This window comes from Bradyrhizobium sp. Cp5.3 (assembly GCF_000426265.1).
GTDB classification, from domain to species: Bacteria; Pseudomonadota; Alphaproteobacteria; order Rhizobiales; family Xanthobacteraceae; genus Bradyrhizobium; species Bradyrhizobium neotropicale.
Genome location: NZ_AUFA01000009.1, coordinates 285727 through 309089, shown reverse-complemented (window position 1 = coordinate 309089; position 23363 = coordinate 285727). Strand labels below are relative to the sequence as shown.

Sequence of the window (23363 nt, the reverse complement as noted above, 5' to 3'; positions counted from 1 at the left end):
TCGCTCGCTGCTCCACCTGGAGCCGCCAGGCCTAGAGACCTCGCGTGAGGCGAGGGATCGGGCCACAGCCTACGCGCGCCTGAGCGCGTATTTCTCCCTGCCTTTCTCCCGGATTTTTGACATGGGCAATCCTCCCATCGTGGACCGCCGCGCGCCGGTCCACACTTTCTACTCGTCCAAGACCTGGATCGAGGGCGCCGCCGTGCACCAGCTCGAGCAGGTCGCAGCGATGCCCGCACTGTGGCCGGCATGCCGGATCTTCATCCCGGCAAGTACGGCCCGGTCGGCTGCGCCATCCTCGCCGACCGGATCCATCCGGCCTTTGTCGGCTCCGACGCGGGCTGCGGCATGGCGCTGTTTGCGCTCGACGTCCGCGTGCGCAAGCTGCGCATCGACAAGGCCGCCGAACGTCTGCGTGACATCGAGCGTCCCTTTGACGGCGACATCAGGGGCAAGATCGAAGCGGCGGGACTTGAACCGTCCGCCTTCGATTCTGCGCTCGGCACGATCGGCGGCGGCAATCATTTCTGCGAATTGCTTGCGGTCGAGGACGTCGTCGATACCTCGTTCGGAATCGACCGCTCGCGCGCTCATGTGCTGACGCATTCGGGATCGCGTGGCCTCGGCCACGCCCTGCTCGAAAGCCGGATCACAGAAGGCCTGCACCCGATCGATCCCGACAGCGAGCCTGGGCGCGCCTATTTGCACGCCCACGATCACGCGGTTCGCTGGGCCACCGCCAACCGGCTGCTGATCGCCGCGCGGGCCGCGCAGGCGCTGCGCTGCGACGCCGACTTTGTCTGTCAGTGCTCGCACAATTGCGTCGAGCATCGCGCGGACGGCGTGCTGCACCGGAAGGGCGCCGCGCCATCCGACCAGGGGCTCGTCGTCGTTCCCGGATCGCGCGGTGCGCTGTCCTATCTCGTCGAGCCGCTGTCGGACGCGCCGCTGGAGGCCTTGGCATCCATCGCGCACGGTGCGGGGCGCAAATACGACCGCGCCTCGATGGGCGGGCGCGTCGGTGCGAGGAAGTCCGACCGCGAGAGGCTGATGCGCAATCCATTCGGCGGCAGGGTGATCTGCGAGGATCGTGCGCTGCTCGTCGAGTAAGCGCCGGAGGCCTACAAGCCGATCGCAGGCGTGATCGCCGACCTCGAAGCGTTTGGCCGCGCGCGCGTCGTCGCCTCGTTCCGTCCGCTCGTGACGGTCAAGAGGGTCGCCGACGAGCGCGGGCGGCGGGAGGAGCGTCGATGATCCGTTTGCTCTTCACATCTGGACAGGGGCCGGCGGAATGCCGCATCGCGCTTGCCAACGCGCTCCGACGACTGACTACCGAGGCGGATGCTGTCGTGCTCCTGTGCGATCGCGCAGGAGCACGACAGCGACGGCCACGGCCCGGGATCGGCCATCGCGGTCCTCGACGGCGATGCGGCGCGCGATCTCGCGCGGCGGTGGACATCGGGATCGGTGCTGTGGGTCAGCAAGAGTCCCTAGCGGCCACGCCACATGAGGAAGAACTGGTTCATCGGCGTATTCGAGCTTGCGGCGGGCGAGGTCGCCGCGACACACGCGGCCACCGATATCCGCTTCGATAGCTTCCGCGCCGGAGGGCCCGGCGGCCAGCATCAAAACAAGACCGAAAGTGCCGTGCGCGCCGCGCACGTGCCGACCGGCCTTGCCGCCACCGCACGCGACGGACGCTCGCAGCACCGAAACAAGGCGCTTGCCCTCGCGCGCCTCCACGCGCTGCTCGATGCACGGACACGGCTGGCGCAGCACGGCGAAGCGCGCCTGATCCACGCTGCGCATCACAGCGTGGTCCGCGGCGCAACCGGCCTGCGTTTCGAGGGACCCGATTTCAAGCCGGCGAAGCCGTGAACAGGAGGCCCCATCCGCAAAAATCCTTATCCTTTCGTTACCGTCCTTTAAGCCTCTGACGGCAATCTCGGCCGGGATGGGCGGTCCGGCCTGCCGTCCGCCCATCGGTCAGGTTCGAGGTCGCCTCCTATGCTCGCGGAAACTCTGGAACAGGTTCAGTTCTCGCCGTCGAAGCGGGCGACCTATGTGCGTTTCGCGCTGGCGGCGCTGGCGGTGATCGTCGTCTTCAAGACGTTCTGGTTCGCCCGCTGGGGCAGCTGGGCGGATCGCGAGCTCGCCGATTTCGACGCCTTCTACATCGTCGCACAGCGCGTCTGGCTCGGCGATCTCGATCAGGTCTACCATTTCGAGGCGCTGCTGAAGATGCAGGTCGCGGCTTCCGGCGGCAAGCTCAGCTTCATGCCTTGGACCTATCCGCCGCAATACGACCTGCTGGTGGCGCCGTTCGCGTTCCTGCCGGTCGGCGTCGGCTATCTCCTGTTCACCGCCGCAACGATGGCATTCTATCTCGTGACGTTGCGCACGATCGCCCGCAACAATTTCGCGCAGGTGCTAGTGATCCTGTTTCCGGCGCTTGCGATCACCATCGGCTGCGGACAGAACGGCTTTCTCACAGGGGCGCTGATCGGCCTCGTCTGCGTCAACCTGGAGCGTCGGCAGGTGCTCGCAGGTCTCGCGCTCGGCGCCATGGTGATCAAGCCGCACCTTGCGATTGCCGCCGGCGTCTATTTGCTGGCAACGCGTCGCTGGGTCGCGCTCGCGACCGCCGCCGCCGTGGTGCTGGCGAGCTCGCTGCTCTGCACGCTCCTCTTCGGATGGCAGATCTGGACCGCCTGGCTTGGCGCGATCAGGGAGTCGGCGAGCTATCTCGAGCAAGGCTTCTATCCGCTGTTCCGCATGATCTCGACCTATGCGGCGCTCTACAAGGCTGGCCTCCCGGCAAGCATCGCCTTCTGGGGACAGGCGGCCGTTGCGGGGCTCGCGCTACTCGCCGTGCTGCTCGGCGTCTTCCTCGGCATGGCGCGCGGCATCTCGACGGCGTTCGCGCTCGGCATCGCCGCGATGGTGTCGGTGATGATCAGCCCCTACGCCTATGATTACGACCTGCCGATGCTCGGCATCGGCCTCGCTCTGCTGCTGCCCGACCTTGGCAAATTGGCGAGTCCGCGCGAGCGCAGTGTGATGTACGGACTGATCCTGTTTGCCGGCGCCTATGGGCTGTTGCAGTCGGCGCGGCTGCTGGCACAGTTCGGACAGATCGCCGATCGCGACCAGCATTTCGCACCTGCCATTGCCGGCCTTGCCATGATGGCACTGCTTGCGCTGCTCCTGAAGGTGCTATGGCGCACCGCGCAGCCTGCGCCCGCCCTGCCCCAGGCTGCACACCTCGCGGAATAACCTGCCTACGCGCGCCGCAACGCCAGCGTCACGCCGCCGAGCGTGAGCGCCATCGCCGCGACCTCGCGCAGGCCGAGCGGCTCGCCGAGAATGATCGCGGTCAGGCAGAGAAAGCCGATGGTCCTGTCGCGCCGCGAATCCATGGAGACAGCGCTTAGCAGGCGAACGCGGCCCGCTCCACCTCGGCCGGCGCATGCGGGCCAATAACGGAACCCAGTACCGCCCCGGCCGTTCAGATTGGCGTGCGTACGACTCACTGATAGAATCGGCCGGCGACACGTCCCGGCCTGCCAGAGCTCACACAAGCGGAGGTTCGCCCATGCCCACAGCCGAGAAGGACCACGTCTACAAGATCCTGGAACTCGTCGGATCATCGGAGACGTCGATCGATGATGCGATCAAGAACGCGGTCAGCCGCGCCGCCAAGACCATTCGCGATATGAAATGGTTCGAGGTCGTGCAGACGCGTGGCCACATCGAGAATGGCGCCGTCCGCCACTACCAGGTGACGCTCCGCGTCGGCTTCACGCTGGAGGGCTAGAGGGCGGCAGCACTGCGCGCAACGTGCACGCGGGCCGCGCGTGGTTAATGTCGTGCGAGGATAACCCGTCGAATTGACAAGGACTTCCTCCGGCCGAATACGGGCTCCGCACAATCAGCGCGGATGTTGCAAGAGGCCGTTAAGCCCAAAGTGAGAGGTTTGCGCCGAATTGGAGCAGACCTCCATGGTCACGAGCCGCGAACTCGGCAAGACGCATCTTCCGCTCTGGGCGGCAGGTTTCGTCGTGCTGATTTGCGTCGCCATCCTGGTTCTGAGCGGCTGGCGCGAATGGGAAGCGCGCAACAGCGAGCTCCGGAATGCCGAGATCGACGTCGCCAATCTCGCGCAATCGCTGGTCCAGCATGCGGACGACACGTTCGAGCTCGTCGATACGATCCTGGTCGGGCTGGTCCACCGGCTCGAGCTCGATGGAATGGGCTCGGACACGATCGGAAAGCTTCAGACCTATCTGCCCACCCGCAAATCTTCGGACCGCATCCGCGGCATCTTCGTCTATGACGAGACCGGCCGATGGCTTGCCACGACCGAGAATGTCGACTTCTCTAAATTCAACAACAGCGACCGCGAATATTTCCAGCATCATCGCAGCTCGCCAGATCGGGGCACGCTGATCGGACGGCCGGTCCGGAGCCGCGCCGGCGGCCAGTGGATCATCACCGCGTCACGCCGGGTCAATCATCCGGACGGCAGCTTCGCCGGCGTTGCCTTGCTGACGATCGACGTCGCCTATTTCGTCAAATTCTACGAGCGCTTCGACTTCGGGCCGAACGGCTCGACGTCGCTGCTCAACAATGACGGCATCATGCTGGCGCGCAGCCGCGACGAGAGCGGCGCCTTCGTCGGACGCGACCTGTCAAAGGCGCCGCTGTTCAGGGAATGGGAGAGCCGGCCGGCCGCGGCGGTCTACTATTTCAAGTCGCCCCTCGATGACGTGCAGCGATTGAGCTACTACCAGCGCAGCAACCGCTATCCCCTGATGGTGCTGGCGACCAAGTCGCAGGATGACGTGCTCGCGCCCTGGCGCCGCGCGGCGGTCGTGCGTATGACCGTCGTCATCGGCCTCGTCCTGCTGATCGCGGTGATCGGCTTCTACCTGGTCCGCCAGTTCGCGCAGCGGCAGCGCATGGCACAAGCCCTGGTCGCCAAGGAAGCCCATTTCCGCCTGCTGGCCGAGCAATCCAGCGACATGGTGACCCGGATCGGGCTCGATAACCGGCTGATCTACGTCTCTCCGTCATGCGCGCGCATCATCGGCTGGTCTCCCGACGAACTCCTGGGCACATCGGCCGTGGCCGGCGTTCATCCGGAGGACATGGAGCGGGTCGAGCAAGCCATCGTTGCGCTGAAGAATGGCGAGGCCGAGGAAGCGAGATTCGTGTATCGCCAGCGCCATCGCGACAAGGGCGAGATCTGGGCCGAGTCGGCCCTGCACGTGACGCGGGCGTCCGACAGCGGCGAGATCGACGGCGTCGTCGCGGTCGTGCGCGACATGACGGAGCAGAAGGATCTGCAGGACAAGCTCGCCTCGCTCGCAGCAACCGACGGTCTCACCGGGCTCGCCAACCGTCGCGCGTTCGACGAGCGCCTCGCGGAGGAATGGGCACGCGCCCGGCGCGACGGCACGCAGCTCTCGCTGCTGCTGATCGACGTCGATCATTTCAAGACATTCAACGACCATTACGGACATCTGGCCGGCGACAGGTGCTTGCGCGCACTGGGCCGGATCCTGTCCACCCATGCCAGGCGCCCGGCCGACCTCGCGGCGCGCTATGGCGGCGAGGAATTCGCCGTGCTGTTGCCGAGCACCGGCGCGGATGGCTGTGTCGAGGTCGGCGAAGAGATCCGCAACGCGCTGCGCGACCTCGCGATGCTGCATGCGCAGAACCTGCCGTCACGCCTCGTTACCGCGAGCGTGGGCGGCGCGACGAGTGTTCCGTCCCAGACGACGGCGGATTGCAGCGCACTGGTGGCCGCCGCCGACCGCGCGCTTTACGCCGCCAAGGATGGCGGCCGCGACCGGCTGGTGATGTCGGGGCAGGTCGTGCCCTGGCCGGCGAAAACCGCATGACGGGTCGACAGCTCACCGGGCGTAGCGAACGACACCCTTGCCGCTGCGCTACGGCCGATGAGCGGCGTCTTTGCGCGACAACAGCTTCGATGCGGCTTCCGCGTCGAATACGAGCGGCTCTCCGATTACCCAAGCTTGATCGAACGGTCGTCAAGCTAGTCGTAAAGGGCGAGCGTCTGTTCTAGCGATGGAGCTGCGGTCCGGACGGCCGAGGGAGGCACCAGGAACACGAGGGTCAGGATGTGGAGAATGCAAAAGCCGACCGCGATGATCGCCAACAGCATATTCTCGCTCAGTGCCGGAGCCTGAATGAAGCCCTTCCGCTCTGATTTCTCACTGATCGACATTGTCAGGTCCCTTGATGCTGGGCGTATCGGAAATTGCACGCTGATCGGGTTTCGCGATGAGATGGGCATATTGTCGAAGGACGCGATTTGCCTGTAGCCGCCGCGAGCAGTGCAAGGCTTCGAGCAACCATGTCGAAAGGCTTTTCCGCCGCGGGCGACGATCGGAATCTTCTTGAGCCGCAGCGAGCCCCGCCGTTGGAAGCGACGCCTGTGTCATCGGCAAAATTCCACAATTGATATCGTAGAGCGGCGCACATGATCCGTGTCGCATTCGGACCTCTGGGCCACGCCGATGTCTACCATGCCGGTGAGCGGGACGTTGTGCCGAGAGTCTCAACCTGCATTGATGCATTTCGAGGATGGCTACGCGTCCCGCGAAGACTCCAGCCAGAGGAGATCCGGCAACGCGGGACACGATTGGCCAGTCGCCTCACCTGCCCTGGGTCAGGCCGAAGTGCTGGGAAAAGTCACGGTTCACCATGCATAGCGAACGACACCCTTGCCTGAGTAGGAGCGTGTGACGTTCGAGAACTCGCCTTCGAACGTTGCCGCCGCCGACCAGCCGTTCAGCCAATTCATTTCGACCGCCGCGCTGGTGAGCGCGGAGTCCGCGGCCTGCGCCGCACCGTTCACGACGAAGCTCGCGCCCGGCAGCGCCAGGAAGGTCGCGGCGATCGCACGATCCGGATTGAAATCATGTGCCCAGGCGAAGCGCCCGCGCAGCGTCAACACGCCATTCGGCATCGCGAAGGACTTGTCGGTGCGCAGACCGAGCTCGCTGCGCGTGTCCGTCACGCTCTTGGCGGCGTAGCTCAAGGCGAACGCAGCCGAACCGGAGACGGCCTGCTCGGCATAGGCCGGCAGCTCGAATGTCGTGAACTGCGCCGCGCTATAGGGCGTGAGGCCGATCCCGCCGATCCACGGCGCAATGAAACGATAGCCACCTTCGACGCGGCCGGAATATGCATTGGCGTTGAACTCGGCGCGCAGATGATCGGCGCCGGCGATGGTCACGGTGCGATCGGTGGTGATGTCCTGCCAGCCATAGGCGAGTGCAGCAGAGATGTAGGCCGGGCCATTGCTATGGCGCAGATAAGCGCCGGCCTGGAACAGATCGGAGCGGCCGGAGCCGAGACCGTTCACGCTGAAATTGGTCCCGCCGCCGGCCAGCGCAAAGCCGACTAGCGTATCTGCCGAGAACCGGTAATCGGCCCCGACGGCGGTCCCAAACACGCGGCTCGTCGTGTCGTTCGAGCCGGTCACTGCATTGCCATCTGTCGATTGCGCGCCGCCGAAGCCCGCGGCCCACACGCTCCAGCGCTGCGCGAACGCCTGCGGCTGAGCTTTGGTGACCATGGCAAAGGCGTCGGTGCGCTTGCGAGCGGCGTAGGCGCTGGTGCTGTCCTCGTCCGCAAAGCCGTTCGCGCCGCCGGCCGGCTCCGCATCTCCGCTTCGCTGCGCGAAGGGATCGGTGAGCAGGCCCATGAACTGGCTCATGGCGTTGAACGTGGTCTGCTGCGAGCCGGTGCCCGACTCGCCGGAGGCTTGTGTCAGGCCAGCCGGCGTCAGTGCGGCGTAAACCGCAGCGATCCCGCCATTGGCGTTGAAGAAATTCGTCAGTGCGCCCGCGACGCGCTGCTGATTGCCGTTGAGCCCGGACGGAATCGCGAAGCCCAGGCCGACATCGAGATAGACGTCGTTGGCGTCGTAGCTCAGCACCGCGCTCTTGATGCTGCTCGGCAGGCCGGTCGTGACCAGCGAGCCGAACGAGCCGTTGATCCCGGCAGTTGCGGTCAGGATGGTGTAGCGCTTCGAGATATAGCTTCCGTTCGTGAACACCGCGTCCACGGTGGCACCGCCGAGTGTCGCCGCGCCGCTGACGGAGGCAAGCGAGGCCGCCGAGGGACTGACCTGGACCAGATAGACGGCGCCAGACTGGAGCGCGAGGCTGCCGCTGACTGCTAGCGATGTCCCTGCGGTGCCGTTGCCGGGCGCGAGGACAGCACCGTTCTCGATGACGGTCGAGCCGACCGTGCCGCTGCCACTGAGCGCCGCGCCAGCCTGGACAGTCGTCAGGCTGGATGAAGCGATCGATCCGTCCACCTGCAACGTGCCGCCGCTGACGGTAGTCCCGCCCGTATAGGTGTTGCTTCCCGAGAGCAGCAACAGGCCGCTACCGGTCTTGGTCAGTGCAATTGATCCCGCGCCATCCTGGATCGCGCCGGAAAAGGCCGTGGAGGTGTTGTCGCCACCGGCGGTCAGTGTGACCGCGCCGCCGCTGTTGGTGACGATGCCGGCGCCGGCGAGCGAGCCGATCGCGCTGGCGAAGCCGGCGAGATCGAGCACGGCACCGCTTGCGACCGTGACCGCGGAGTTGTTGCCGAACGCGCTGGTCGAGCCGGCTTGCAAGGTGCCCGCGTCCACGACGGTCGGGCCGGTATAGGTGTTCATGCCGGACAGGATCAGCATTCCGGCATAGCCGCTCGCTTGGTTGACGACGATGTCGCCTGAGCCGGAGAGCACGCCCGTCAGGTTGACCGTATTGCCGGTGAGGACGTTGTAGATGGGATCGCCGGTGGCGGCGATGTTGTTGGCGATCGTATAGCTGCCGTTGAAGGTCACGGTGACGCCGGTCGTGCCGCCGTTGAGCGTCAACGTGCCCGTGCCGAGCGCCTGGGCGTTGCCGACGACCAGCGTCGAGCCCTCGTTGATGGTGGTGCCGCCGCTATAGGTGTTGGCGGCCGACAGCGTCAGCGTGCCGCCATTGCTCTTGGTGATCGAGCCCTGCCCGCCCGTGCCGCCAAAACCGTCGGCGGCGCTGCTGCCACCGGAGCCGTTCTGATCGGCGATGACATCAGAGATGGTGAAATTGCCGGCGCCGAAAGCCAGTGCCGAGCCCTGCACGAAAATCCCGGAGCCGAACGCCGAACCGGCATTGCCGCCGGTGCCGCCCGTGGCACTGCCGCCAGACGTCGAGCCGTCACCGACGATGGTGAGCGTGCCGCCTTTGGCAACGAACACCGCACCACCCATAGCTGCGCCGCCGCCGCCGGCGCCGGCGGTCGCATTCCCGGCGCCAAACCCACCGGTGCCGCTTACATCGTAACCCGCTCCACCACCACCGCCAAAGCCGCCCGCGCCCCCGACGGCAGCGGCGCTCCCCCCGAAATACGGCACTCCTGCGCTGCCACCGCCACCGCCAAATCCTCCAGCGCCCCCGACGTTCGCCGCTAGTGCAGCGGACGACGTTCCGCCGCCGCCACCACCAAAGCCGCCTTTGCCTCCGTTCGCATCACCACTACCGCCGCCGCCGCCATAACCGCCGCCGCCGCCACTGCCCAGGTTGCCGCCGTTGCCGCCACCACCACCAAAGCCGCCGGATCCGCCTGCGACTGCGCCGGTGCTGACGGGATAAATGCCATTCCCGCCGCCGAATCCGCCCCCGCCACCCTGAGCCGTGTCTATCTGGGTCCCGCCACCCCCGCCATTGGCACCGCCATTGTTTCCAACACCGCTGGAAACACCCCCAGCGCCGCCACCACCTGTGAGCCCGGAGACGCCGAGCAGGCCGGGCGCTCCATTGGCCGGACTGCTGACGAAACTACCGCCGTTGCCGGAATAACCGCCGCCGCCGGCTCCATTCGTGCCGCCATTTCCGAAGACGCCCCCGCCTCCGCCCAAGTTGCGGCCTCCACTGCCGAAAATACCACCACCGCCGCCGGCGACGGTGCTGGAGGTCGTCGCGGCGCCGCCCGCGCCTCCGAGCCCGCCGCCACCGCCAGCCTGCAAACTCGAATATGCGGTCCCGGCGCCGCCGATCGCACGGTTATTGGTGAAGGTCACCCCGGATAAGCTCACGTTGGCGGACTGATTGACGAACAGCGCCCCGCCCGCGCCCATTCCCCCGCCCGCGCCGGCGCCGCCGGCACCGCCCTGGGCGAGACCGTTGGCCAAGGTGACATTGGTGATACTGACGTTCTGCGTCTGTGCGACGATCGAGCCGGCGACCGCGGCGCTGGCCTGGGTCGCGGCATCGACGCCGACGAAGAATATCCGCTGGGTGCCGCCACCATCGATCGTGTGGCCATTGCCGTTGATCGTCAGCGAATTGAAGATCGGCGACAGTGGCCCCGACAGCGTCACGTTGGTCTGGATGTTGATGGTGACGGGCGACGACTGGGCGTTGGCATAGGCAAGCGCGTAGCTCAGCGTGCCCGCCGCGCCGGTCGTGCCGCTCGAAGCGGTCCCGGGATCGCTTGCAATCGTGACGGTGCAGGTATTGCCTGCACATTGGGCAAACGCCACGTCCGCGCACGTCACATTGGCAGTTGCAAGTCCGATTGCAGCAAGCCAGACGGCATGAACGCGCGTCCGGCAGCTCGACTTCATTCCCATCAGCATTCCAAACCCACTCCGCGCCGGGCACACGCACCGGCTTCGCGGTCTGCCGCGTCCTACGCTCGGCATCGAGCGCGGAAGCGGACCATAGCGGCGCACCTGTCCGGACGATGTGCCCGGAGTCTCAGCCGCAGATTCATGGAGCCACTGATGCAATTGCATCACAACTTGAACGCACGCGTTGCCACTTCCACGCAGTTGCCCGGCATCGTCCGAATCGCTAGATACGCGCGTCGATGTCGGTGCTCTGTATGGCCTTCGTCCGTGCGGCCGGTGTTATCGGGGGATGGTGTGGACGGGGCACTCGCGAACGAGAGCATGCCGGCGGATGACGGCGAGCGCGGAGCAGCGGCGCTGGCGCAAATGCGCGCGATGACAGCCGATATCTGCGATGTCATCCCGCTCACCGCGGAGGATGATTTCCACATCACCACCGCGACGATGATGATCGGCAATGCCTTGCTGGTCGATTCACGCGTCACCGACCTCGAATACGACCGGACACCCGCGCACATCGCCCGCGGCGGCCTCGATCACTTTCACGTCACTCTCTGCATCGAAGGCGAGATGTGGTTCAGTTCCGGGCGTCGGGACGTGACGGTACGGGCCGGCGACATCTGTCTGCTCGACATGGGGCCACCGAACCGCACGGTGCTTCGTGGCGGCGGCGGTCGCACCCATCTCAGGGCGATCATTCTGCAACGCGCGATGCTAGCGCCCCGCCTCGCGCATCCAGACGCGGCGACGGCGATATTGCTGCCGGCGCAGCACCCCCATGCGCGCCTGCTCGCCAACCATTTCGCGGCACTCATGCGGCCTCCCGCGCCTGAGGCCGGCAGCGCCGAGGTCACAATCGAGGCGATCGCCGACATCGCCGCGGCAGCCGCCGGCGGTACGGCCGACATTGCGGCGGGTGTCGAGCGCGCCGAGCGGCATCTCTACCTCGCGATGATCAAGCGTCGGATCGCGGACAATCTCGAGACCGACGCGCTCAAAGTTGACGAGCTCTGCCGTCACTTCCAGATCTCGCGCGCGACGCTCTACCGGTTGTTCGAGACCGATGGCGGGCTTGCGCATTACGTGAGAGAGCAGCGGCTCAATCTTGCCTTCCGGCAGCTGATATCGCCGGCCGCACAGGAGACGCGCCTGATCGACATGGCCGTCAACATGCGCTTCAGCAGCGACTCCACCTTCATCCGTGCATTTCGCCGCAAATTCGGCCTGACGCCGGGGGAGCTCAGAGAGCTGGCCGACACATGGCTTCGCGAGACCGGAGCGGTACCCGCCATCGACACTGTGTTGCATCAACTGGCGCGGCGGCGCGAATCATAGTCGCAGGGAGCACTGCGTTCAGCGGACGGTGCACGAGCGCCCCGCTCAGGCGAGGTCGACGCCACGCCGCTCCGGGATCAGCGCGAGCAGTGCCACGATATCGAGGATGTAGAGTAGTGCGAGACCGGCGATTGCGGTCGGGAAGCCGTAGGCGGCGCTGACGATGCCAACAACCAGCGGCCCGAAGCCGGCGACTGCACGGCCAATATTGAAGAACACGTTTTGCGCGGTGGCGCGCGCCGCCGTCGGATAGAGCTCGCTCATCAGCGCGCCATAGCCGCCCAGCATGCCGTTGACGAAGAAGCCCATCACGGCGCCGCCGATCAACAGCGCCGTCGCGCCGGTCAGCTGCGAATAGACCACGACCATGATGGCCGCGCCCGCCATGTAAGTGAGAAACGCGGGGCGGCGACCGAAGCGGTCGGCCGCGTGGCCGAACAGGAAGATGCCGAGCGCCATGCCGGCGATGGTGACGGCGGTCCAGAGGGCCGATTGCGTGAGGCCATAGCCGAACCGCGTCGACAGGTAGTTCGGCAGCCAGATCATGATGCCGTAGTAACCAAAATTCTGCACCGAGCAGAGGATGATCATGCCGATGCTGATCCTGGTCGTCTCCCTGTTGGCCACGAGGGCGCGGAGCGAGGAGCCGGCATCCGCCGTTTTCGCCTTGTGCGCCATGAAGACGTCAGGCTCATGCAGTCTGCTCCGGATCACATAGGCAAGCAGGGCCGGAAACACGCCGATCGCGAACATCCCGCGCCAGCCGATGAGGGGCAGCAGGATCGGCGTCACCAGCGCCGCGGTGAGCACGCCGAACTGCCATCCGAGCCCGACATAGGAGGTCGCCCGTGCGCGCTTTTCCGCGGGCCAGGCCTCCGCCACCAGTGCCATGCCGATGCCGAACTCGCCGCCGAGACCGATGCCGGCGATGGCCCGGTAAGTCAGCAGGTCCCAATAGCCCTGCGCCAGCGCGCAGAGGCCGGTGAAGACCGCGAACAGGACGATGCTCCAGGTCAAAACGCGGACCCGGCCAAGCCGATCCGACAACATGCCGAAGATGAAGCCGCCGACGACCGCGCCGACCAGTGTCCCCGTCACCAGCGAAGCCGCCTGCGGCTGTGTGAGATGAAGATCCCTGGAGATCGCCGTCAGCATGAAGCCGAGGATGAGCAGATCGAACCCATCCATGGCATAGCCCAGCGCCGACCCCCACAGCGCCCGGCGTGCTTCCGTATCAGCATCCCTCGACGGCCGCGCGTCGGCGCCGACGAGATCGACGCCCTCTATCTGGCTCATTGCTTCCCCCGTCCCTGACCGATCCCTTCGGGATCAAGCCCCCATCTCACATGCGCAACGCGCCTCAGACCAGATGACACGCCACGGCGTGACCGCCTGCGCCCTCCTTCAACTCCGGCGCACTCTCCGAGCAGCGCGGCTGGGCGATCGGGCAGCGGGTGTGGAAGTGGCAGCCCTTCGGCGGCTTCATCGGGCTCGGCACGTCGCCTTTGAGGCGAATGCGGTTGCGCTTGAATTTCGGGTCCGGCACTGGCACGGCGGAAAGCAGCGCCTTGGTATAGGGATGCTGCGGATTGCGGTAGAGGTCGCTCGCCTTCGCGATCTCGACGATGCGGCCGAGATACATCACCGCGACGCGGTCGGAGATGTGCTCAACCACCGAGAGGTCGTGCGCGACGAAGAGATAGGTGAGGTTCAGCTCGGCCTGGAGGTCCTCCAGCAGGTTGATAACCTGCGCCTGGATCGAGACGTCGAGCGCGGAGACCGGTTCGTCGCAGACGATCAGTTTTGGCTCGACCGCAAGCGCACGCGCGATCACGATGCGCTGGCGCTGGCCGCCGGAGAATTCGTGCGGATAGCGGCGCATGTGCTCGGCCTTGAGGCCGACCTTCACCAGCAGGCCCGCGACGCGCTCTTCGCGCTCCCTGGCGGAGGACGCGAGATTATGGATGGTGAAGGCTTCGCCGAGGATGGCGCCGACCGTCATGCGCGGATTGAGCGAGGCGAACGGGTCCTGGAACACGAGCTGCATGTTCCGCCGCATCGCGCGCAGATCGTTGCCGCCGAGCTTGCGCACGTCCTGGCCGTCGAACACGACCTCGCCTTCGGTCGGCTCGATCAGGCGCAGCACGCAGCGCCCCGTGGTGGACTTGCCGCAGCCTGATTCGCCAACGAGCCCGAGCGTCTCGCCGCGATTGACCGAGAACGACACGCCGTCAACCGCGTAGACGCTGCCGACCTGACGCGACAACAGGCCGCCGAGCACGGGGAAATGTTTCTTCAGACCGCTGACGCGCAGCAAGGGCTCGCTCATGACGCGTCTCCCAGATGACAGGCCATGCGGTGACCGGGCGCGATCTCGCGGAGCAGCGGCTCCTTCCTGGTGCAGATGTCCATGGCAAAGCGGCAACGTGGGGCAAAGCGGCAGCCGACCGGCGGATTGATCAGGATCGGGACCGAGCCGCCGATCGCCTCCAGCCGCGTCTTGTGCTCGCTGTCGAGATCGATACGCGGGATCGAACGGATCAGGCCTTGCGTGTAGGGATGGCGCGGATCGCTGAAGAGATCGTCGACCGGCGCTTCCTCCACGACCTTGCCGGCATACATCACGACGACGCGCTGCGCGGTCTCGGCAACGACGCCCATGGCATGGGTGATCAGCATCACCGCCATGCCGAAGCGGTCCTTCATGTCCTGCAGGAGATCGAGGATCTGCGCCTGGATCGTGACGTCGAGCGCGGTGGTCGGCTCGTCGGCGATGACCAGCTTCGGCTTGCAGGCGAGCGCCATCGCGATCATCACGCGCTGGCGCATGCCGCCGGAGAACTGGTGCGGATAGTGATGCACACGGCCTTCCGCGTTCGGGATCTGCACCAGCTTCAGCATGTCGATGGTGCGCTCGAGCGCCTGCTTCCTGGTCACCGCCTCGTGGCGGCGCAGGCTCTCGGCGATCTGCTCGCCGATGGTCAGCACCGGATTGAGCGAGGTCATCGGCTCCTGGAAGATGAAGCCGATCTCCTTGGCGCGGATCTCGTCGAGCTGGCTGCTCGTCAGCGGCACCAGATCGCGGCCCTCGAAGATGATCTCGCCGGCTGCGATACGGCCCGGCGGCATCGCGATCAGCTTCAGGATCGACATTGCGGTGACGGTCTTGCCGCAGCCGGATTCGCCGACCACGCAGAGCGTCTCGCCCCTGTTGATGGAGATGTCGACGCCGTCGACGGCTTGCAGGATGCCGTCGTCGGTGGAGAAGTGGGTCTTGAGCCCTTTGATCTCGAGCAGCGGCGCCATCAGATCACCCGTCGCGCATCGAGCGCGTCACGCAAGCCGTCGCCGATGAAGTTGATCGCGACGACCGCAATGAAGATCGCGCCGCCCGGGAACAGTGCCCAGTGTGGACCGATGTCGAGGAAGTCCTTGGCGTCGAACAACAGCCGTCCCCACGTCGGCGTATCCGGCGGGAAGCCGAGACCGAGGAAGGACAGCGTCGATTCCGCGATGATCGCGGCGGCGACGTCGATGGTGCCGGCGATGATGACGGGGCCGACGGCATTGGGCAGGATGTGACGCACCACCTGTCGCACCGGGCTCGCGCCGAGCGCGCGCGCCGCCTCGACGAACTCCTTCTCGCGGATCGACAGGAACTGCGCGCGCACGAGGCGCGCGACCGGCATCCAGCGCAAGCCACCTATCACGAGCACGATCAGGATGAAGATGCCGCCCTCGGGGCCGAACATCACCTTCAGCCCGTCGCGGAAGAGATAGATGAGAAGGAGCAGCAGCGGCAGTTGCGGCAGCGACAGGAAGAGGTCGGTAAGCCACATCAGCCCATGCCCGAGCGCACCGCGCGACATGCCGGCCAGCGCGCCGATCAGCGTGCCGACGAACACCGAGACAAGCATCGCGGCGAGACCGACCGCGAGCGAGATGCGGCCGCCATAGATCATGCGCGCCAGGATGTCCTGGCCAAGATCGTCGGTGCCGAAGGGATGGGCGAGCGAGGGCCCCTGCAGGCCGGCCACAATGTCGATGTCATTGATCTTGACGCGCCAGACGAAGGGACCGACCACGACCGCAAGGATCAGGATCAGAAGCAGGAAGGTGCTGACCACGGCGAGCCGGTGGCGACGATAGCGCCGCCACGTCTCGCGCCAGGGCGAATAGGCCGCCCGCGCGGTGGTCCGCTCAGCGGAGGGAGATGCGAGGGTCAAGCCAGCCATACAGGACGTCCGCGATGAGATTGAACAGCACGACGAGGCACGCGAAGACGAAGGTGACGGCCATCACCACCGGCGTGTCGTTGGCGAGAATGGAAGAGATCAGGAGCGAGCCGATGCCGGGAATACGGAAGATCTGCTCGGTGACGATGGCACCGCCGAACACCGCCGGCATCTGCAGCGCGATCAGCGTGACGACCGGGATCATGGCGTTGCGCATCACGTGCTTGACGATGACCTTGGCCTGGCCGAGGCCCTTAGCGCGCGCCGTGGTAACGTAATCCAGCCTGATCACGTCCAGCATCGCCGAGCGAACGAAGCGCGTCAGTGATGCAGCCTGGAACAGGCCGAGCACCATCACCGGCATGATCGCCTGCCGGATCATCTCGAGCACCCAGCGGATGCCGGTCCCCTTGATGTCGGTGGAGTAGACGAAGGGCAGCCAGTCCAGCGTGACCGAGAAGATCAGGATGAAAAGGATGCCGGTGAAGAAGGTCGGCAGCGAGAAGCCGACGAAGGCGAGCGTGTTGGCGATCTGGTCGAACAGCGAATAGGGTTTCGTCGCCGCATAGACGCCAACTGGTATGGCCACAAGCAGCGCCAGGATCTGCGCCGAGCCGATCACGTAGAGAGTCGCCGGCAGGCGCTGCAGGATGAGCGTGTCGACGTTCATCCTGCTGACGAAAGAGAAGCCCCAATCGCCATGCGCCATGGCGGAGAGCCAGTGCAGGTAACGCAGGTAGATCGGATCATCCAGGCCGAACTTCGCCCGAAGCGCGAGAGCGACTTCGGGCGGCACGTTCGGATTGGTCGCCAGTTCCGAGAAGGGATCGCCCGGGGCGAGCGCGAGCACGACGAACAGCACGAGCGAGATTCCGAGCAGGCTCGGAATCGCGATCAGGATGCGACGCAGGACATACTGACTCATGAGAGAAGGACCCGCTCAGGCGTGCGTGATCATTCTTCCCGGTACCAATCGTGCAGATTGTCGGTTTCGTTGGCCCAGCCGCTGATGATCGGACGCAGATTGTTGGCCGCCGCTTCCACCTTGAGCCGATGCTGCACCGGGATGAACACCGTGTCCTGGTACATGAGATCGTTGGCCTTGATGTAGAGCGCTGCGCGCTTGACCGGATCCATTTCGCTCTCGGCGGCTTCGATCGCCGCGTCGTAGTCCTTGTTGACCCAGCGCGGGAAGTTCGTGCCCTGCCACTTGTTCTCCTTCGTGGCGACGTTGGTCGACAGATAGCGGCGCATATGCTGCGACGGATCCGGCTGGCTCAGCGGTATCTGGAACATCTCGAGATCGGCGTAGAAATGCGCATAGGTGTCGGGGTTGGCGACGTCGGAGGAGAAGAACACGGACGCCACCACCGACTTCAGCTCGACGTCGATGCCGGCCTTCTGACAAGCCTGCTTGACGATCGCCTGGGTCTTCTGACGCGGGCCGTTGATCGAGGTCTGGTAGACGAGCTTCAGCTTCTTGCCGTCCTTCTCGCGGATGCCGTCCGCGCCCGGCTTCCAGCCGGCGTCGTCCAGGATCTTCGAGGCCTTCTCGACGCTGAACTCCCAAGAGGTGTTCTTGGAGACGAATTTTTCCGGGCCGTTGAGGAAGTTGGCGGTGGTGCGGCCGGCACGGCCGTAGATCGCCTTCTTCACCGACTCGCGGTCGATCAGCAGCGACAGCGCCTTGCGCACCGCAGGATCGGAGAACAACGGATGCTTGGTCTTCATCGAAGAGCGCTCGCCGTCGACCTCGGTGTTGGGATCGGTGAAGTTGAGCGCGATGAACTCGGTGTCACCGCCGACGGCATAGATGGTCTTGCCCTTGCCGCCCTTCTCTAGGCGCAAGAGGACGTCGTCCTCGACCTGGATGTTCCAGCCGAAATCATATTCGCCGGTCTGGATCACGGCGCGCGCGGCCGAGACGGCGTCGCCGCCGCCCTTCATCTCGATCGTGTCGAAATAAGGCCGGTTCGGCATGTGGTAATCGGGATTGAGCTGGCCGCGGACGAGATCGCCCGGCTTGAACTCGACGAACTTGTAGGGGCCGGTGCCGACCGGCGAGAGGTTGGTCGGCGCCTCCCGCGATTTGGATCCTTTGTAGTCCGCGAACAGATGCTTCGGGATGATGGTGTTGGGAGCCCCGACAAAGGCGTCGGCCCAGAACGGCGTCGGCTTGTTGAAGAGGATGCGGACCGTAAGGTCATCCACCTTCTCGACCGTGATGTCGCGGTGCGTCGCGATCGTCAGCGCGGAGGTCGCCGGATCCTTGGCGTATTCCCAGTTGAACACGACGTCGTCGGCGGTGAACGGCTTGCCGTCGTGCCACTTCACGCCGGGCTTGAGCTTCCAGGTCACCGACTTGCCGTCGGCGGCCAAGCCGCCGTTCTGGATCGAGGGAATTTCGGCCGCCAGCACCAGCTTCATGTTGCCGTCCGGATCCCAACAGGCGAGCGGTTCGTAGAACAGGCGCGAGCCGTCCTGGTCCTTGGTGCCGGTCGCGAAATGCGGATTGAGCAGGGTCGGGCCCTGCCACCACAGCAGCTTCAGCGCACCGCCGCCGCCGCGCTTGGTCGGCTTGTAGACTTGAGGACCTTCCGCCATGGCGACGCCGCCAAGCGCGAGGATCTGGTTGGCCAGGGGTGCGGTGAGGCCGACCGCGGCCATACGCTGGATGAAGGCGCGGCGATCCATCTTGCCGCCCGCCACCTTGTCGATCATCGAACGCAGTTCTTTATCCAGCATGGTTGTCCCCCGTCTGGTTCCGTTACGGATGCAGGCGGCCGCGATGCGGCCGCCAATTTTGGCTGGCAGTAGATGGCACACCGAATAGGCCGCGCGTCAACTGGGACCGTGTGTGTGCAAACGGTCTTCTGACTTTCCGTTGGGCAAAACGCGTTTCGTTCGCCCAACCGTGCGGCAATCCGGCGTCAAAGCACGCCGGATTCCGCGCTGCACTGCGGAAAATTTGTTCGCCGCATCAGACGAAGTAACGAGACGAAATTCTACACCACGGACATATCGAGCGGCGGCGCGACATGATCCGGCAGCGGACAGACGTAAGGTGTCTTGGCGGTCCGCTTCGTCAGGTCCGCCTTGGCGGCCTTGATCAGCTCCGGTTCCGTGAGCGCCTTGACACCGAGCCCGGCCATGGCCTTGGCCGCCTGCACCATGGCTTTGTGGGCGTGCCCGCTCTTGCCTTGCGCCACCACCTGCCAGGTGTGGAACGGCGTGCCGATTGCAACCGTCGGTGCGTGCACCTGCACCGTCGGCACCACCCAGCTGACGTCGCCGACATCGGTCGAGCCGACCAGCGGATTGCGCTTGGCATCGAGCGGCACCAGGAAGTCGGCGAGCGGCCGATCGGTCGGCTCCATGCCGATCGCGTAATAGACCGACGAGATGTCCTTGTCGCTCAGCGTCGCGCGGATCTCCGTGGCGAAGCTCTTGTCCGCGTCGTCGAAATGCGGCGGTCCGAGCTCTTCCATGACCCGGTGCAGCGCCTGCTCAAGCGGCGCGTTGGGCAGGATGTTCGAGACCGCAGAGATGATCTTCATCTCGACCTTGGTCTCGGTCATCAGCGCCGCACCCTGCGCGATCTTGCTGACGCGCTCGACCAGCTCGGTCATGCCGGGCAGATCGCGGGCGCGGATCGAATAGCGCACCCGCGCGTGCGCCTGCACCACGTTGGGCGCGATGCCGCCGGTATCGAGCAGCGCGTAATGAACGCGCGCATCGCTCGGCATGTGCTCGCGCATGTAGTTCACGCCGACATTCATCAGCTCGACCGCGTCGAGCGCGGAACGGCCGAGATGCGGCGAGGCCGCCGCATGCGAGGTGCGGCCGGTGAAGATGAAGTCGGCGCGCGTGTTGGCGAGCGACGGCGTCACCGCCACTTCCCAGAAGCTGTGCGGGTGCCAGGTGATGGCGATGTCGGCGTCCGCGAAGGCGCCGGAGCGCACCATGAAGGCCTTGGCCGCGCCGCCCTCTTCCGCCGGGCAGCCGTAATAGCGCACACGGCCAGGCACCTTGTTCTCGGCGAGCCAGTCCTTCACCGCGGTTGCGGCGAGCAGCGCGGCCGAGCCGAGCAGATTGTGACCACAGCCATGGCCATGGCCGCCGGATTCGATCGGACGATGCTCGGCGACACCTGCCTCCTGGCTGAGGCCCGGCAGCGCGTCATATTCGCCCATGAAGGCGATGACCGGACCGCCCTCGCCCCATTCGCCCATCAGCGCAGTCGGGATGCCGGCGACGTTCTCGGTAATACGAAAGCCCTGATGGCGCAGCTCGGCGAGATGCTCGGCGGCGGACCGCGCCTCGGTGTAGCACACCTCGGGCATGCCCCAGACCTTGTTGCTGAGGTCGATGAAGCGCCCCTTGATAGTGTCGACGCCACGCCAGATGTCACTGCGGTTATCCATGCTTCGGTCCGTGATCCAGGTCAAAACGAAGCGGTAATGGTTAGCAGCTTCGTTCGCCAACGACCAGCGGCTGGCCGGACATCAGCCATGCGGACGGTGCCGATATGCCGATATGATGACATGTCTGTCAGACTTGCGTGCGGCCAGTTCCTGCCCTTTCGAAGAATTCACGCGGCGGCATCTGGAATAGTGGCGGTCAAGTCTTTCAAGACGGCCGCCCGGGGCTTAAATTGGGAAATGCTTCGCGCGCCGCTCGTTCGCGGCGAAGGGGCCGCGTTCGCAGATCAGGAGAACTCCATGCCCGCTCTGACCGAATGGCGCGTGCCGCCGGCCAACCAGCCGCGGGCGAGCGACTACGGCTTCGATCTCGACCGTGCGCTCGCCTCCATCGTCGGCCTGCATGCCATCATCCCGCCGGACGCCTTCAGCGCCGAGACGCTGGGCACCGAGCGGGCCGGCAACGGCGTCGTGATCGACGACGGGCTGGTGCTCACCATCGGCTATCTCATCACCGAGGCGGAATCGGTCTGGCTGCATCTCGCCGACGGGCGTGTCGTGGAAGGACATGCGCTCGGCTTCGATTCCGTCACGGGCTTCGGCCTGGTGCAGGCGCTCGGCCAGCTCGACATCGAACCGTTGCCGCTCGGCTCGTCGGCGGCGAGCCGGATCGGCGACCGCGTCGTGGTCGGCGGCGCCGGCGGACGCACGCGATCGGTCGCGAGCCAGATCGTGGCCAAGCAGGAATTCGCCGGCTACTGGGAATATCTGCTCGATGAAGCCGTCTTTACCTATCCCGCCCACCCGAACTGGGGCGGCACGGGCCTTCTCAACGAGCGCGGCGAACTGATCGGGATCGGCTCGCTGCAGCTCGAGCGCGAACGCGACGGCAAGGCCGAACACGTCAACATGGTCGTGCCGATCGACCTGTTGAAGCCGGTCCTGGACGATTTGCGCAAATTCGGCCGCGTCAACAAGCCGGCACGGCCCTGGCTCGGGCTCTACTCGACCGAGATCGACAACCGCGTGGTCGTGATCGGGATCTCCGCCAACGGCCCGGCTGCCCGGGCCGAGCTCAAGACCGGCGACGTCATCCTCGCGGTCGACGGCGACAAGGTGACGAGCCAGACCGCCTTCTATCGCAAGATGTGGGCACTCGGCGCCGCCGGCGTCGACGTGCCATTGACGGTGCATCACGAAGGCGTCACCTTCGACGTCACGGTGACGTCGACCGACCGCTTCAAGCTCTTGAAGGCGCCGAAGCTGCATTGAGCAGGCTGAACTGACCTCAGGCAAGGACGTGGTAATGACCGAGGCCGTGGTGGACGACATCGTCGCCGTGCTGCCGCCGCTGCTCAATGCGTTGGAAGCGCTGAGCTTCGTCGGCCGCCATTTGCATCCGCCGGCATTCGGTTCAGTGATGAACGCGATCGGTGCGCCGGACGAGACGCTGCAGGCGGCGCGCGCGGGGCTCGGAGAATGGCCGGAGCAATTCGCTGACATCCGCAGCCTGGTGGAGCGCGCCTGCGACGAGACGCTCGCCGCGTTCGCCGGCCTGCGCGAGGTCGAGCGCGGCAATGGCGACCTGGTCGCTGTCTTCCGCGCGCTGCGCCACGTGCCTCGTGCGCAGGAGGCGCTCTATCCGCTCGCGGCGAAATTTCCGCCGGTGAGCAGCTTCTTTCTTAGCGTGACGACACGCGAGGATGAAGGCCTGCTGATGCGGCTTGCCACAGGCACGAGCGAGCACACCGGCGTCTTCCACGATCACAACGAGCCCGGCAGCCGCGGCGGCTTCTCGGTCTATGTGCCGGAATACTACACGCCCGATCGCGCCATGCCGCTGGTGATGGCGCTGCATGGCGGCAGCGGCAACGGTCGCGGCTTCCTGTGGAGCTGGCTGCGCGATGCGCGCAGCTTTGGTGCGATCCTGGTGGCGCCGACCGCGACCGGACCGACCTGGGCGCTGGTGGGCGAGGATACCGACACACCGAATCTGACGCGCGTCCTCGAGGAAGTGCGCAGCCGCTGGACGATCGATGCCGCACGCCTGCTGCTGACAGGCATGAGCGACGGCGGCACCTTCTGCTACGTCAGCGGGCTCGACGGCGCCTCACCCTTCACGCATCTCGCGCCGGTCTCAGCGACCTTCCATCCGTTGATGGCAGAGATGGCGGACGCCGCGCGCATGCAGGGCCTGCCGATCTTCGTCACCCACGGCAAGCTCGACTGGATGTTTCCCGTGCAGACAGCGCGGCAGACACAGGCTGCGCTCTCGGCCGCCGGGGCCGACGTCACCTATCGCGAGATCGACGATCTCAGCCACGCCTATCCGCGCGAGATCAATGCGGAGCTGGTGCAGTGGCTGAATGGAGGATGAACAACCCGTCCTTGACCGCGCCGCAGTGCCGCGGAACCATCACTCCAGGCCGGAGTTATCGTCCGGTCACCGGAGGTTCGACAATGCAGACTATTCTCGGAATGATTTTGGGCGCGCTCCTGCTGGCTGGCGGCGTCTATGTCTATGACTCCATGCAGACGTCCTCGGTCGCCAATGGTGACGTCGCGACCGCCAATCGCACCATCGTAAACTGGGATGTCGCGAAGGCCGATTGGGACGCGCTGCGCGATCGCGCGCACAAGGACTGGGTCCGGATCTCGTCGAAGTAACATCGCCCGAACATGAGCAAGGCGCCGTCGCGGTTCGCGGCGGCGCCTTTGTGTTGG

20 protein-coding genes are annotated in these 23363 nt (G+C 65.7%); 10 read left to right on the top strand and 10 right to left on the bottom strand.

Annotated elements, in window-relative coordinates:
- Nucleotides 1-249 precede the first annotated feature (249 nt).
- The 4 genes from K289_RS44460 to K289_RS0115475 all read left to right on the top strand — a co-directional run bounded on the left by K289_RS44460 (nt 250) and on the right by K289_RS0115475 (nt 3276).
- On the top strand, nt 250-1110 hold the full coding sequence (locus tag K289_RS44460) for an RNA ligase RtcB family protein (protein WP_245283930.1): 861 nt from the start codon (nt 250-252) through the stop codon (nt 1108-1110).
- A 231-nt stretch (nt 1111-1341) separates the two neighbouring features.
- Nucleotides 1342-1494, top strand: coding sequence for a hypothetical protein (locus tag K289_RS52300; protein WP_245283929.1), 153 nt, complete (start codon nt 1342-1344; stop codon nt 1492-1494).
- Between the two features lie 12 nt (nt 1495-1506).
- On the top strand, nt 1507-1878 hold the full coding sequence (locus tag K289_RS52295) for a peptide chain release factor-like protein (RefSeq protein ID WP_245283928.1): 372 nt from the start codon (nt 1507-1509) through the stop codon (nt 1876-1878).
- A 129-nt stretch (nt 1879-2007) separates the two neighbouring features.
- Nucleotides 2008-3276 carry a glycosyltransferase family 87 protein gene (locus tag K289_RS0115475; RefSeq protein WP_027552362.1) on the top strand — a complete coding sequence of 423 codons (1269 nt, stop codon included), beginning with the start codon at nt 2008-2010 and terminating at the stop codon, nt 3274-3276.
- 5 nt (nt 3277-3281) lie between these two features.
- On the opposite strand, the gene K289_RS50460 is transcribed toward K289_RS0115475, so the two are convergent.
- Nucleotides 3282-3419: a hypothetical protein gene (locus tag K289_RS50460; RefSeq protein WP_156917986.1), complete on the bottom strand. Its 138-nt coding sequence runs from the start codon at nt 3417-3419 to the stop codon at nt 3282-3284.
- A 176-nt stretch (nt 3420-3595) separates the two neighbouring features.
- Between K289_RS50460 and K289_RS0115465 the strand changes: the two genes are divergently transcribed.
- Both K289_RS0115465 and K289_RS0115460 read left to right on the top strand, forming a co-directional pair.
- The gene (locus tag K289_RS0115465) at nt 3596-3817 is read left to right on the top strand and encodes a dodecin (protein ID WP_027552361.1); all 222 of its coding nucleotides are present in this window, start codon (nt 3596-3598) and stop codon (nt 3815-3817) included.
- A gap of 184 nt (nt 3818-4001) precedes the next feature.
- On the top strand, nt 4002-5906 hold the full coding sequence (locus K289_RS0115460; RefSeq protein ID WP_027552360.1) for a sensor domain-containing diguanylate cyclase: 1905 nt from the start codon (nt 4002-4004) through the stop codon (nt 5904-5906).
- 155 nt (nt 5907-6061) lie between these two features.
- Here K289_RS0115460 and K289_RS0115455 read toward each other — a convergent pair whose 3' ends face one another.
- Nucleotides 6062-6253, bottom strand: a complete 192-nt coding sequence (locus K289_RS0115455) for a hypothetical protein (protein WP_027552359.1) — start codon at nt 6251-6253, stop codon at nt 6062-6064.
- A gap of 474 nt (nt 6254-6727) precedes the next feature.
- Complete coding sequence (locus tag K289_RS47715; RefSeq protein WP_051310587.1) at nt 6728-10654, bottom strand: autotransporter domain-containing protein; 3927 nt, start codon at nt 10652-10654, stop codon at nt 6728-6730.
- Nucleotides 10655-10801: 147 nt separating this feature from the next.
- On the opposite strand from K289_RS47715, the gene K289_RS0115445 reads away from it, so the two are divergent.
- Nucleotides 10802-11983, top strand: coding sequence for an AraC family transcriptional regulator (locus tag K289_RS0115445; RefSeq protein WP_245283925.1), 1182 nt, complete (start codon nt 10802-10804; stop codon nt 11981-11983).
- Between the two features lie 45 nt (nt 11984-12028).
- Here the strand turns inward: K289_RS0115445 and K289_RS0115440 are convergent, their stop codons facing one another.
- The 7 genes from K289_RS0115440 to K289_RS0115410 form a co-directional block, all read right to left on the bottom strand.
- Complete coding sequence (locus K289_RS0115440; protein ID WP_027552356.1) at nt 12029-13279, bottom strand: MFS transporter; 1251 nt, start codon at nt 13277-13279, stop codon at nt 12029-12031.
- A 64-nt stretch (nt 13280-13343) separates the two neighbouring features.
- Nucleotides 13344-14312, bottom strand: coding sequence for an ABC transporter ATP-binding protein (locus K289_RS0115435; protein WP_027552355.1), 969 nt, complete (start codon nt 14310-14312; stop codon nt 13344-13346).
- Nucleotides 14309-15289: an ABC transporter ATP-binding protein gene (locus K289_RS0115430; RefSeq protein ID WP_027552354.1), complete on the bottom strand. Its 981-nt coding sequence runs from the start codon at nt 15287-15289 to the stop codon at nt 14309-14311. Before K289_RS0115430 ends, K289_RS0115435 begins: the two co-directional genes overlap by 4 nt.
- Entirely contained in the window at nt 15289-16218 is a 930-nt protein-coding gene (locus K289_RS0115425; RefSeq protein ID WP_027552353.1) for an ABC transporter permease, read from the bottom strand. The genes K289_RS0115430 and K289_RS0115425 overlap by 1 nt, the downstream gene beginning before the upstream one ends.
- Nucleotides 16184-17143: an ABC transporter permease gene (locus tag K289_RS0115420; protein ID WP_027552352.1), complete on the bottom strand. Its 960-nt coding sequence runs from the start codon at nt 17141-17143 to the stop codon at nt 16184-16186. Before K289_RS0115420 ends, K289_RS0115425 begins: the two co-directional genes overlap by 35 nt.
- Before the next feature lie 29 nt (nt 17144-17172).
- Nucleotides 17173-18963, bottom strand: coding sequence for a peptide ABC transporter substrate-binding protein (locus K289_RS0115415; protein WP_027552351.1), 1791 nt, complete (start codon nt 18961-18963; stop codon nt 17173-17175).
- 260 nt (nt 18964-19223) lie between these two features.
- Nucleotides 19224-20642 carry a M20 family metallopeptidase gene (locus K289_RS0115410; protein ID WP_027552350.1) on the bottom strand — a complete coding sequence of 473 codons (1419 nt, stop codon included), beginning with the start codon at nt 20640-20642 and terminating at the stop codon, nt 19224-19226.
- 297 nt (nt 20643-20939) lie between these two features.
- On the opposite strand from K289_RS0115410, the gene K289_RS0115405 reads away from it, so the two are divergent.
- From K289_RS0115405 to K289_RS0115395, 3 genes are all read left to right on the top strand, one after another.
- Nucleotides 20940-21911, top strand: coding sequence for a S1C family serine protease (locus K289_RS0115405; protein WP_027552349.1), 972 nt, complete (start codon nt 20940-20942; stop codon nt 21909-21911).
- 34 nt (nt 21912-21945) lie between these two features.
- Complete coding sequence (locus tag K289_RS0115400; RefSeq protein ID WP_027552348.1) at nt 21946-23016, top strand: phospholipase; 1071 nt, start codon at nt 21946-21948, stop codon at nt 23014-23016.
- Between the two features lie 83 nt (nt 23017-23099).
- Nucleotides 23100-23306 (top strand): hypothetical protein, encoded by a 207-nt coding sequence (locus tag K289_RS0115395; protein WP_027552347.1) that lies wholly within the window; start codon nt 23100-23102, stop codon nt 23304-23306.
- Nucleotides 23307-23363: the final 57 nt, after the last annotated feature.